The following is a 12,646-nucleotide window of genomic DNA, read 5'->3' as shown; positions in this document are numbered from 1 at the left end:
GTGGTTTATTCTGAAGTCAGTTTTTTGAGAAGAATTTCGGTTTTGGTTTGTCCTTTTATTTTTTCAATTAGTTTTTGATTTTTGTCGTATAAAACCAAACAAGGCAAAGACTTCACATCAAAAGTAGTAGCAAAAGTAACTTTACTGTCACATAAAAAATGAACGTTATTATATGCCGTAAGTTGATGCTTTACAGCAAACATTTTGATGAGTTGTGGTTTTTCAAGCGAAACAAAAATGAGTTGAATGTTTTTGAATTTGTCAATATTTTGCTTAATAATCTTAGCTTCTTCGTTGCAATATTCGCATTCACTATTAAAGTAAACAAACAAATTTGGAATACCTTCTTTTAAATTTTTATTGGTAAAATTCCCTCCATTTATGTTTTGATATATAAATTCAGGGATAGTTTTGATGTTCTCTGCTACTTCTTTTTTGTGATTTATTTTTGTAATTATTTGATAGGCAAAAAAAGAAAGAATACTTATAAAAGCTAATGCCAATATTATTTTTAGATACTTTTTCATTTTTTTTCTAATTTATTCATTAGTACAGCAATGATCATAAGAATCATTGGTATAGAACCAAAGCAAAAAGATTTGAAACTTTCATCAAAAAATAGATAGAGGATGGTATGAATTAAAATAATTAGAGAATAGATTATTAGCGAAAATTTCTTATAATGTTCCATTTTATGAATAATTAAGCGTAAAAAACATTATAGTTACTACCCAAAGTAATAAAGACGGTACATAGCTATACCCCACCATTTTTAGACCACGATCTGCATTCGTGCTGGTGAGTTGCCCTACTTGATATCCTAAATAGACAATATAAGCAAGTTCAAATAAATTAAGAGTTTGAAATGGGTATATAAACCAGGTTTCCAGTTCTTTATATCCAACTATGTTTAAAGCTGATAGCGGATAGAAATATTGAACATATTCTAAAGTATAATTGGTTTGAAAAAAAGTAAACCAAATTATTTTGAAAACAGGAACTAACAAAAAAATGAATTCAGCTTTTAAGACAATATCCCAAAGATTCCTAAATTTTAAATCTTTTTGCGAGAAGAATAAACCAATATAGAGTATTGTTGCAATTATGCTGGTTTTGATTAAAAGAAAAACAGGTATGAATACATAACCAACCCATTCCCATTTTTTTTGAAAGCTAAGTAAATTTTCGACTTGTTGAAAGGTAAGTTGTTCTGAAAGTGAGTTGTAAAACAGATCATCAAAATGTGTTGCTTTTTTAAAAATTTCAACAATTAAAATTGAGACAAAAGAAAGCACTAACCACTTTATAAATGGAGATTTCATATATGTTAAGTAAGGATATTAATTTTTAGACTTTTTTCTTGTAAAAAAATATAGAAGAGTAAATATAAATATACCGAGTGTTTTGTTTGTGTCTTTTGGGAAAAATTTAAAAATTAAATTTAATACCAAGTAAGATTAGAAAAAACGAGATTGTACAAGTTTTGAAGAAGAAATTCATAACGATATAGTTTTTGGTTCATTTATCTGCATCATTTTTTATTTGAGCTGCCTTCTTTTGCATTTTTAAATTCTTTTAAACCATTACTTAATCTTTTTTCATGAGTTCTGGATTTTTTTTCCTCCAAAAAGCAGTAAAAGAACAAAAAGTAGTAAAATGATTTCAGTTGTTCCTAATCTTCCGATAATTAAATGTTTTTTAATTGATGACCTTAAATTTTAAGCTTAAGGTCATCAATAGTGCAATTGTAATAAAGACATCATTTTTTATCCCTGTAAGTTTTATATCTATAGCCTAATGCAATTATTATAACAAGTAATGCCATTGTTATAGATCCGTTACTCATATTTTTATGATGATTAAAATTCATATTGAAGCTTGTTCCTGCATAAGTCTTCTAATTATTTTTTTTAAAATCGTCTTTGAATAAAAGTATTAAAGCTATTACTGTTAGAAATCGTGCTAAATTATAATCAGGATTTATGAAATAAATTGTTAAATCCAAACAAATTAATATAAGAGCAAGATATTTGATGATTTTAGAATTCATTGATTACTAAGTTTTATAATTAAAAAAGACAAGATGGTTTATTCTAGATTTAATGATAAACCTTAAGAAAAAATTGTTTTTCTTAAGGTTTATAGCTTAGGTTATTTGATTTACCACCATCCTTGATTGCCACCTATTGCATTTATGGCACATCCTATTGTTATTCCCGCTGCGACAGGTGCTGCTGGTGTAAAAAGACCAGCAAGTCTTGAAAGTCCTGTTGCAATGCAAATACCACCAATTACTTGGCTTGCAGATCCTCCAGTGATTGAGGTCATTTCATTTAATTCAATTGATTTCATTATCTATTTTTTTAGTTATTTATATTACCACCAATTTCCTGTGTCTAATCCATGTCCAACAGAATATCCACAGGCAAGTGCTCCTGCTCCTGCTGCTATGGGAGCGGCTAATCCTCCAGTTGCCGCAGTAAGTCCAATGGCTCCGAACACTCCCATTGCGCAAGAAAAAGAGGTAAGAAATCCTCCTTTCATTGCTTCTAAATTCTCCATCTGAATTAATTCTAATTTTTTCATAAGTATGTAAAAATTAAATTGTTAATAATGATTTTATAGTATAGTTGTTTGTAAAAATATAAGAAATTGATTTTTTTTATAAATTAATATTTTAACTGTTTACAGTATTTGTTATATTTTAGGTTGTTGTAATTTATAAAAATGAAAAATCGTATATTATTAAGAATAAAGTGTAGTGTATTCCTTTATTAATGTCTTTTTTTCATAAATCTTGCTAACATTCTATTTTTTTAAACACAATTATTAAAATGTAATGTACTATTGCTACATATCATGGTTACTTAGAGTCACATTTTTTTCAAACTATTTTGTACATCTTTTCTAAGAAAAGAATATTATATACTAAATGTAGTTTCTCTTTTAGAGAGTTCAAATTAAAAAGTAGTTTACGGGCGATTTTACGTTTTAACGTTTTGTTTCAGAGATTAACGTAAAAAAATCTTAATTACTTTAGGAGATAGGTATTTTTTTTATGCCTATAGTTAGATTGGGTAATGTATCAGATGTGTTGGTGGTTAATTATTCTATCTAACATTTGCAGATAATCAATGATTTGTGGTAATGTCGCAAAGAAATCAAAACAACCTTCGGGTTGTTTTTTTATTTTATAATGTCTTAAATCGTAAAAAATGGGCTTAAACTCTACTAAATGTTACAGATGTGTTGGTGAAATTAAAAACATGATAAAATATGAAAAAACAAAGTCAGGTAATCAAAGATATATTTTTAAGCTTTGCAGAAGGACAAGAGTTGAAAATTATGCTAATCAAGATTACAAATCTTGTATTGATGGAAATATAGTTCAATTAACAAAAGAAGGTTTAGGAATAAGAAGCACAGCGAGATTATTATGGTTATATCAGCCACAATATTACCGAAAAGGACTGTTTCAATTGCCATGAATATTGTTAAGCCAATTATCAGCAAAGGCAATATTTATGAAGTTGATGAACTGTGTACTTATATCAGGCACAAGAAAAAAATATATATCTGGCTTGTTTATGCTTTGAAAAAAAATATAAATATGTTGTGAGTTTTAACTTCCCGTTCATGAACACAATGAAAAGTTGACAAATAGGATTAAACAAAAAAAAGCTCCAGATTTCTCTGAAGCTTTTTGTCTTTAGTAGCGGGAACAGGACTTGAATTTGTGTCCGCGGCGGCGGATATGAGCCTGCCAAGCTATAATTTAAAATAAAAAAACACCATCTTTTTCAAATGGTGTTTTCTTTTTAGTAGTGGGAATCATTTACTTATCTAACCAGATTATCTTAGATTATTATAAGATTTTAAAATTCGCTTTTTAAAATTTTCTCTTGTTTTTGTTTACATAGCCACTCATATAGATGCCAAATATCGTGGATAAAAGATCTTTTGATAATGTGTAAATTTGTCACAGATATCTACCCAAATTTGAATCGCTTTGTGTGATTTTCTCATATATAAACAAGTTGGACGTAATGTTCCCTTAGAAAAAATGAAATCGTAAATATAAAAAACCAATTTGAAATTAAATTTATATGAAAGGCTCTGAATATAAACAGGAATTAGTTATACAGCTTGTATAGTGTACAGAAATAAAAAAAATTAGCATGACCGAAACTATTTATTCAAAATAAACTCTAAGGTCATTCATGGATTGATCAGCAAATATTATTTTTTTTATATCATAGATAGAAAATTTATTTGGTAGCTTTTCTGTAATGATTTCTAAATAAGGTTTTACTCTTTGATAAGGAATTCCATATTCAAATAATTTATTGATAATTATTAATGATTCATTTTTAGGGTTATCAATACCAATAAATTTAGAATAAAATTGAGCTTTCTTTTTGTTTGCTTCTTTAATTACATCATCTGATAATAAATTTATACCATTATATTCATTATACAAATCATTGATGTCAATGGTGAAATTTATCAAGGGTATAATCTTAAATGGTATAATATTATAAATCATTTCTATTAGAGAAGATATAATTTGAGATATATCTATATTCCTTTTTTTAGGTGCTAATTCATCAACCATTGCTGTAAAAGTTGCAAACCTAGAGTTTAGAACAATATTAAAACAATCTGTATCAATTCCATGTTCAATCTTTCCAATGATTCCAAGAAAATACTTGGGCTTTGTCTGAACATAATCCAGAAATATTTTTAATTGATTTACAGTGAAACCATGTTTATTCAACAATTTACTTACCTCAATTTGAGGCACATTTTCATAATTAGAATGTTCTAAATAGGGTTTTGGTGTACTCGGGTTTTCATTAGATGAATCTTTACTTAGGTCTAATGCTTTATCAAATGAATCTTCCCTATTAATTTCAATAATTTCAGCGCTATTCTCTAGTACAAATACTATATCAATTTGTTCATAAGGAATATTGGCTTTTTCAAATTGCTCTTTATGTTTTGTATCATAATATATATATCCAACTTTGTGTTGACCTAACCTTCCAGCTCTTCCTATTAAATTTTTATACTTAACTAAATTTTTATTCCCAAGTATATCCTTAGATGATACGATATAAATACTTTCTGTTGGAGTATTTACTCCTTCAATAATAGAACTTGTAGAAAGTAAGTTTTTAATTAATGAGTTATTGAATAAATCAATTACTTTTTTTTGAATAAATTTTGGCATAGGACCGTAATGTACACCTATACCAATTTTTAACGCTTGAATTGGGAGCCAATCGGGATGAAAATCATCTTCAACTCTTTTTACCCATATATCTGTAATTTCAATTGGTAATTCAATTTCTTTTAAATTTTTAATATAGAAATCCTCTAATTTTTTGGGTGAACTAAAATATATAAGATTATTTTTTTCTACATTTTGTATATCTTCTTTTATCCTCTGATCTAAGTGTTCAATTGAATTAAAATATTTAGCTACAGGAGCATAATCTGATTTTAAAATATTAAACTTTAATTGCTCTAATCCATTGATAGAATTGACCAAAGGCATTAATAAGATAATTTGTTTAGAAATATTAATTGTATCAATAAAAACACGATTTAGTATAACTTCTCTACTTCCTTTTATTTGATCAGACAGCTTATAAGCTTCATCAATTACAAACAAGTCTATTTTATCAATGTAATACTCTAGTATTTTGTAATACTTTTCTTGTGTTCCTATAAAAATGCTTTTATCATTTACTGTTTCAGCTTTTTTTATAGAGTCAAAAATAGTATATTCTAAATCAGAGAATAAGGTTGTGAAATCTTCCAGCAACTCATCCGCTAATGAATTAGTTGGCACAATAAAAACTATAATATTGGGCTGATGATTAAAAATATACTCCTTAACGAGCATCGTTTTACCAAAACTTGTTGGAGCAGAAATTATAGTTCTATTATTCTCAACTATTCCATTATAAATTCTAATTTGTTCAAATGTAAATGAAATTTTTTTATTATGACTTAATTCATTTTTTTCTTGTATAAATTCAAGTTGTTTAGAAAAGAAAGACTCATCTTTCTTTTCATTATAATAAGGAGATAAGTCAAACATGAACAAATCCTCTAATGTTACACTTTCATCTGAGTTATCTAAAAGTTTAATAACTTCTTCTCTATCTTTTTGATTTATCATACCCTCTCAATTTAATTATTAAATCTAAAGCTTTTCTTTGAGCTTTAAAGATTAATTCATTTTTAGATTCTATTGGTAAATGATATAGATGAACATTATAATGAGCTTCTAGTTCTTTAATTTTAATCTTTTCTACTAGATTATATGACTTGTCATAATTACTAACAGGATCTTCTTTTGTATGCAAAACAAATCCAGATAATATTAAAGATATTTTTTTTATTTCCTCAACAGTTTTTATACAAATATTCCCATCAATACCTTTTAAAATTATCTCTTTATCAGATCCGATTACTTTTGAAATATAATCCTCTAGTTTACTAAGAAATGATGTGTCTTTTATAATTTTATCAACCCCACCATATAGTTCTCCATAAAATTTAGCTTCACCAAGTACTAGTTTGTCGTCACTGAACATGCATACATCTGCACCTGTTCCAACAACCTTCAAATTATCACCAACATTAATAACTCCAATTATTAATTTGGAATCTAAAAATTGAATATTCAATCTAGCAAGTAATGCTTCGGCGAAAAAAGAGTAATATGATTGAATTTTATTGTCATCAATAAACTTTATAATTTCAACATCTTTAATTTCATGTTCTTTATTTTTAAAACTATTTTCAATAAATCTTTGTAGTTGTTTTATTCGATCATTAGTGCTTAGTGGTTTATCAACCTGAAATAAATAATTGAGGTTTGTTTCATCATATAAAACATCAAGAATGTAAGTATCTAAATCAGCTAATGATAATGTGTGTTCATAAATATTAAATTCATATTTATTACATCTACTCTTAGATTTATTGGTTATAGTTAAAGACATTTATATTTTCTAGTAGTTTATATTAATTTATAGTTTCAATTCTTTAACTCCAATAGCCATTATAACAACAAGTTTTGAACTCTATATGTTTGTTTTCGGTCATCTTTTTTTGCTTATATGAGTAGACCTTATAAAGTCGTTAAATTGAATAGTATTTGTTATAAGTAAGTTATTTTTTACAAGTTTTAATTAATCATAACCAATCACTCGATTTTTATCGTATCCAGAAGGTTTTTAAGTCGTTCAAGAAGTTCGTCATAAAGCACAAATTCTATATCTTTTAAACTTTCCCTCAAATTCTTAAATTGGTTTCTTTTTTTTTCTGTATCTAATTGACTGGTGTGTCCTATAACTATTATCGCTCGAGGGTTTATTATGTTAACATTTAAACCTTGCTCGGTTTCTGTTTCGGTTTCATCTTTAATACTTTTTGCATAGCTTAAAGCATTTTCCTTTGCTTTTTGCAAATAGTCGGAAACTTGGGAAATAACCATCGAAACCTCTTTGCTCCAAAACCAAGTTTTATGACTACTGTCATACTGTATTAACGAAGTTCCGCTCTTTTTTAATTCGTAGAAATCTAAATATCCATATATATCCACCAATACTAAATCTGGGTATTTTGTGATTCCAGTAGCAATGTTTTTATAATCTAGTTTATGGACATAACGACTGTCAAATAATGTAATATATTCATCAAAAAACTTTTGCCATTCACTTTCGTTAGGATTATCGTCTAGTAATTTTTCATACCTAACAATAATATCTTGAAGTGTTAGTATTTGAGCATTTTTCATAAGACCAGCCGTCATTTTTTTTATTACATGACTAGCCTTAAATTTTCTAGTTGCTTTAACATAGAAATTTCCAATTTGCTCAATTTCCAAAGCTGTTAACTTTTCTATAAGTTTATCATTTAAATTTCTAAGAATTAAACTTTTATTGTTATTAGTTTCAGTATGATCGAAATTGACCCCAGGGAATACTTCAACTACGAAATTTTTAGTAAGAATTTTTTTTGTGTCATTACACGCTTTTTGCTCTTGATTTATTGATCTAAATACGGACTCTAAATCATCATAATTAAATATAAGTTTATTTTCTTCTCTTGCGGAAGACTTTGATTCACTTAAAATAATTGTATCTATATTGATATCAATAAATTTGTATTTAAAGAAATTGTTGAAGATTTTTTCTGAGAATCCGTAACCAAAAGAGCTTAAAAAATTTGGAAGTTCATCAGACTCTTCAATAATTTTTTTTTTTTTTATAACTAAACCTTCATATAAATATTCAATATCACCGTTTATTAGCTTATATATTAATATCTTTTCTCTTTGCATCATCTTTATTAACTCGATAAATATTTTTTATAGATTTCAACGATTCTTCAAACAGGATTAGTTTTTCTGTATTTCTTATTTCTTTCATATAGAAAATGTATTATAACAAAATATTCTCTTTTTGACTTACACTGGAAATCACTTAAAAACTATTGCCTTAAAAATATGCTATTAAAAATAGCTGGGAATGTGGTTTTTTCTTAAGTGTCAATGACTACCGTTTAATTTCCTAGATTCTTTTAATGCAATATTAAAGTATTGTTTTATTCAATTTTTACGGAAAGCCGTAAAAATATATTAAATAATTTCAAAAATATATAAATTATTTCTGTTTCTAAGTAAGTATTTATACTCTTTTATATTAATCGAATTTTTATAAGAACTCATGATTATTTCATGGTGGTAAGATTTGTTGAAAACAACCATTGACTGAAATAAAAAAAGAAATTGTAAGAATTAAAAGAAATAGAAATGCTTAGCTAGTGGATCATCATGCCTAATATGATTTGGTTAATAAGCTTAATTGGATAAATAGTTTTAGTATTGGAATGATTTACTTCGTCTGTTCGCTATAGCTCGGGTGGTAAATCTTAAAATAGGGCTTAATTTATTCCCAAACCCGCTGTAGTTTCAGAACGTTAGTTAGTTAGTTAGTTAGTTAGTTAGTTAGTTAGTTAGTTAGTTAGTTAGATAGATAGTTAGTTTTTATTTCTTTTTTAAGACTTTTTATTTTTGTTTTGGCCGGCAAAAGGGAGGTAGTTGGAAGGAGGCGTTTATTTGAATGGGATAATTATTTAATCGTCGTTTGATTTCTTATGATTTCATGAGATTTGCAGGATAGGGGTTAGAGTCCTTTTTTCCCGCTACTTAATAAAATAACAGAATAATTAAATCATGTTTAAATAAAACCTTGAGAGGAAATCATCAGATTGATTACCAACTTATTTTAGTAGCCCTAACGGGACAATTCTCGAACCATTTTGTGGACGATTTAAAAAATTAAGTCACATAGATAAATAAGCATTATTCGAAAACAAGGTTAACTTTAAAAATGAACAAACTATTTTTTTTCTTTCTCAATAGGTTTCTTTCTAATGTCAATTAACTTAGCTAATTCTTCAATTGATTCATCATCCTCTCTCTTTTCGTTAATTGTATTTCTAAATCCTTCTTTTTCTGATGCGGTAGCCTTATGATATAAATCCTTAATCTCAGCAGAATTATTACTTAAAAACTTGACAAATTCATTATCGGATAGAAACTCATTTTTAATTATCAACCTAAAAATGTCTTTCTTTTCATTCAACAAATTATACTTTAAAAAATATGGCAGTAGATCTTTACCAGTACTTACAGACAAAGAAATATTTGAATTTAGGTACTCATCTCTAATGTTCATCAGAGTATTTATTATAGATAAAGTTGCATTATTTGAATCATAAATACTAAGAATATTTAACAATTTTCCAAGGCTAGTATTTTTTTTAAGTACCTCTAAAAATTGCTTCTGAAAAACATCTAAAGAAGCCTGTGTCAGATAATCCAAATTTAACTTTTCAAAATATCTAAAATGTATATCTGTCTCTTTACTAAATACAACTTTATAAATATCTTCATCAAAGTTTTTAAAATCTGAATTAAACTTATCAATGAAGCTTTTTGAAATATTTAAATGTGCATATGTAAAACAATCTGTAATAAATTCATCATCAAGTATATTCAAATCTAATTTTGATTTTTCTACACTCCATCTATTGAACTCATTTAATAATAAAGAATCTCCTATTTCTAGACTTGACTTAATTATTTTATAATTTTCAATTAATTTTGCAATATCTGCTCTCTTGGTAAAATTTGATTTCACGAACAATTTAAGAACCATTTGTCTAAACAAGGGTGAACTGCTAAAATCTTTTGATTTTACTAGTAAATCGCCATAGTCAATATAGTAGAGAATTAATGATGCAATTTTAGTAGCTTTACTTTCATTTTCCGAATCTAGAATATCTTGAAAGTGACTTGCATAAGTGATATTAAACTTATCACCCATAGAAATTCTCATTGCTATTAAATCATCAATAATTGGCAATGGGGAAGAAATATTATTAATATATAAATAGTAAATTCCATAATCATCTAATGTGTTTTTTAAATCACCACTATTTTTAGAGTTTTCTTTAATTTTTATTAAAGTATTATTAGCTGATTGAATATCATTACTATTAGCATAAACGCTTATATTTTCTTTTACTAACCATTCTTTATACTTTTTTAGATCAAAGTCTTTCGCTAATACTTTTGTTTGCTTTAAATCAAAGACTTTTTGAATGCCTATCTCAATAAGATATTTTTCCAAGTCATTTTCATTCGTTTTTAATTTATAAGGCGAATAATACTCTCCTTTATTTTCAACTAATTTCACAAATGACTCCGCATTAATAGATATTTCTATTAATAAGTTTAAAACACGCTGTTCATCTATTTCTCCTTTAATATTATCTATTAATTCTACATAATCTAAAATATTTTCATCTGTAAGTATCTTCACATACCCTTGTAGAAGATTGCTTAAATAATTATTATCTGAAATGTTTTTTAACAATTTTAATTGCCAATCTTCAATTTTTAACTTTTCAATTTTTGAATTCGCCGATAAAATTTTTCGATAAAATATTTGCCATGCCTGATTTAAATGCAATGTTGAAACTTTTGAATCATCCTCCAACTGAGCTAATGTTATTATCGGATTTTCCAAAATTTCCAATTCTGTAATCGCTGAGTTAAAAATAGAGTCGATAAATTCTGATTGGCAAATAGTATTAAACTGATCTACATTATTTTTGTTAAGAGCATCCTTTAATTCTTGAGTATAAATAAGTTCTAGCGCATTATCTACTTCAATGTGGTAAATTATTGCTGTTATTTGTTTTGAAAAATCCGTATCATTTTCATAAAAGGATTTTAAACCTTTTAAATATTCTAGATTTGTAATTGCTTTAAGGGGATCTTTTAAGATTTCAACTTTTTTCAATGCAAAAATTGCAATATACCTTTCTTTAAAAGCGGGGTCTAATAATTTGATAGTTAAGATCTCATTAATAAAAGAAATAATCTCTCGTGGAGTAATTCTTCTATTTAGAAATTCATAAACCTGTATAACAAGCTTTAATTCATCTTCATCAGTGTTTATAAAAGCTTTTCTCCATTGTTCGCTAAAGAATTTTTTCCAATTTGACATAATTGGCAAGGTTATTCTAAAAACAATATCAAATGTTTTATTAACATAGTCATCTCCGAATTTGCTATCTATTCCATTTAAATCTTTAAAAGCATTTTGTACATGTTCCCGATCAAAGGGGATGATTACTTTTATATTTGAATATTTTTTTTCGGCAAAAAATATGTGAATAGAAGACCATATATTAAGAATGTGTTTTTTAGGTAATCTATCAAAATTATCAAAGACTATTATTAGCTTTTTTTCTAAATCGTTATTTATATCTTCCATCCATTTCTGAAAATCTCTTACTGAAGGCTGATCTTCCGAAATGGTCTCAATTTTTGTTTCTTCTTTTTGTTTATTAGTATATACTTGAAAAGTTTCTTCAGCCGAATTTCTAAAAGATATCCAAAAACCATTTTTATTTTTCCAATTTTTAATTAAATTCCAAGTGTAGATTCCAAATACAATACAAATCGGAAACGCAACTAATACCAATTTCCAAAACCACGATTCTATTTCAAAAAAATCTTTAAGAGAATCTTTAAAAACATTTACTGTTGGCACGTAAACTATTGAAAACAAACTAAAAATAAAGCCAACACTTAAATAAGGCTGATTAATTGTAGTTGTTTCTTTTGATTTAGCTAGTAAAATTTTTAAATTATTATCCCAAACTTTTTTATTGTCTTTCTTTAATAAGCCATCTTCTTGTTTAATAAACTCAGTTAATTCAACTAAAATAGATTTTCTTTGTTCATCTTCTTGATGTCCCCACACATCATAAACAAAAAAATTATGAGAGCCTTTAAGTTTCTTTTCTAGTAAACTTACAAGATTACTTTTTCCTGAACCCCATTCTCCATCAATGCCGATAATTTTAAATTCAGGATCATTAATTATTTTCTTACTAAGTACTTCAGCAATTTTGTCTTGCGATTTGTTTTCAAATAAGTCTTCGCCTAATGGTTGGTTTGTTAAAAAATTGTATTGTATTACTTTAGTGGAATTTTCTTTCATAATTAGATGATTTTTAGTCTCTCACATTTAAAATATACTTTTAT

10 protein-coding genes are annotated in these 12,646 nt (G+C 26.6%); 1 reads left to right on the top strand and 9 read right to left on the bottom strand.

What is annotated here, in order from left to right; all coding sequences use genetic code 11:
- Nucleotides 1-5 precede the first annotated feature (5 nt).
- From EV145_RS19385 to EV145_RS19365, 5 genes are all read right to left on the bottom strand, one after another.
- Nucleotides 6-527, bottom strand: coding sequence for a TlpA family protein disulfide reductase (locus EV145_RS19385; protein ID WP_133526841.1), 522 nt, complete (start codon nt 525-527; stop codon nt 6-8).
- A gap of 165 nt (nt 528-692) precedes the next feature.
- Nucleotides 693-1,322: a hypothetical protein gene (locus EV145_RS19380; RefSeq protein ID WP_133526840.1), complete on the bottom strand. Its 630-nt coding sequence runs from the start codon at nt 1,320-1,322 to the stop codon at nt 693-695.
- 276 nt (nt 1,323-1,598) lie between these two features.
- A complete protein-coding gene (locus tag EV145_RS22670) occupies nt 1,599-1,658 on the bottom strand; it encodes a hypothetical protein (RefSeq protein ID WP_317128130.1) in 60 nt (19 codons plus the stop codon).
- 502 nt (nt 1,659-2,160) lie between these two features.
- Complete coding sequence (locus tag EV145_RS19370) at nt 2,161-2,352, bottom strand: hypothetical protein (RefSeq protein ID WP_133526839.1); 192 nt, start codon at nt 2,350-2,352, stop codon at nt 2,161-2,163.
- Nucleotides 2,353-2,376: 24 nt separating this feature from the next.
- Nucleotides 2,377-2,586, bottom strand: coding sequence for a hypothetical protein (locus EV145_RS19365; RefSeq protein WP_133526838.1), 210 nt, complete (start codon nt 2,584-2,586; stop codon nt 2,377-2,379).
- Nucleotides 2,587-3,215: 629 nt separating this feature from the next.
- On the opposite strand from EV145_RS19365, the gene EV145_RS19360 reads away from it, so the two are divergent.
- Entirely contained in the window at nt 3,216-3,488 is a 273-nt protein-coding gene (locus tag EV145_RS19360; protein ID WP_208110919.1) for a hypothetical protein, read from the top strand.
- A gap of 704 nt (nt 3,489-4,192) precedes the next feature.
- Here the strand turns inward: EV145_RS19360 and EV145_RS19355 are convergent.
- The 4 genes from EV145_RS19355 to EV145_RS19340 all read right to left on the bottom strand — a co-directional run bounded on the left by EV145_RS19355 (nt 4,193) and on the right by EV145_RS19340 (nt 12,602).
- Nucleotides 4,193-6,190, bottom strand: coding sequence for a DEAD/DEAH box helicase (locus EV145_RS19355; RefSeq protein WP_133526837.1), 1,998 nt, complete (start codon nt 6,188-6,190; stop codon nt 4,193-4,195).
- On the bottom strand, nt 6,171-7,019 hold the full coding sequence (locus tag EV145_RS19350; protein WP_133526836.1) for a hypothetical protein: 849 nt from the start codon (nt 7,017-7,019) through the stop codon (nt 6,171-6,173). The genes EV145_RS19355 and EV145_RS19350 overlap by 20 nt, the downstream gene beginning before the upstream one ends.
- A 203-nt stretch (nt 7,020-7,222) precedes the next feature.
- On the bottom strand, nt 7,223-8,365 hold the full coding sequence (locus tag EV145_RS19345) for a Shedu immune nuclease family protein (protein WP_133526835.1): 1,143 nt from the start codon (nt 8,363-8,365) through the stop codon (nt 7,223-7,225).
- Nucleotides 8,366-9,422: 1,057 nt separating this feature from the next.
- Nucleotides 9,423-12,602: a P-loop NTPase fold protein gene (locus EV145_RS19340; RefSeq protein ID WP_133526834.1), complete on the bottom strand. Its 3,180-nt coding sequence runs from the start codon at nt 12,600-12,602 to the stop codon at nt 9,423-9,425.
- Nucleotides 12,603-12,646: the final 44 nt, after the last annotated feature.

Source organism: Flavobacterium sp. 245, from assembly GCF_004362055.1.
In the GTDB taxonomy this organism is placed as follows: Bacteria; Bacteroidota; Bacteroidia; order Flavobacteriales; family Flavobacteriaceae; genus Flavobacterium.
This window is presented reverse-complemented; position numbering and strand designations above follow the sequence as displayed.

Excerpts from the sequence above, each read along its gene's own strand:
- EV145_RS19360 (WP_208110919.1), top strand. The coding sequence starts at position 3,216 with ATGGGCTTAAACTCTACTAAATGTTACAGATGTGTTGGTGAAATTAAA.
- EV145_RS19355 (WP_133526837.1), bottom strand. The coding sequence starts at position 6,190 with ATGATAAATCAAAAAGATAGAGAAGAAGTTATTAAACTTTTAGATAAC.
- EV145_RS19380 (WP_133526840.1), bottom strand. The coding sequence starts at position 1,322 with ATGAAATCTCCATTTATAAAGTGGTTAGTGCTTTCTTTTGTCTCAATT.
- EV145_RS19340 (WP_133526834.1), bottom strand. The coding sequence starts at position 12,602 with ATGAAAGAAAATTCCACTAAAGTAATACAATACAATTTTTTAACAAAC.
- EV145_RS19370 (WP_133526839.1), bottom strand. The coding sequence starts at position 2,352 with ATGAAATCAATTGAATTAAATGAAATGACCTCAATCACTGGAGGATCT.
- EV145_RS19350 (WP_133526836.1), bottom strand. The coding sequence starts at position 7,019 with ATGTCTTTAACTATAACCAATAAATCTAAGAGTAGATGTAATAAATAT.
- EV145_RS19385 (WP_133526841.1), bottom strand. The coding sequence starts at position 527 with ATGAAAAAGTATCTAAAAATAATATTGGCATTAGCTTTTATAAGTATT.
- EV145_RS19345 (WP_133526835.1), bottom strand. The coding sequence starts at position 8,365 with ATGATGCAAAGAGAAAAGATATTAATATATAAGCTAATAAACGGTGAT.
- EV145_RS19365 (WP_133526838.1), bottom strand. The coding sequence starts at position 2,586 with ATGAAAAAATTAGAATTAATTCAGATGGAGAATTTAGAAGCAATGAAA.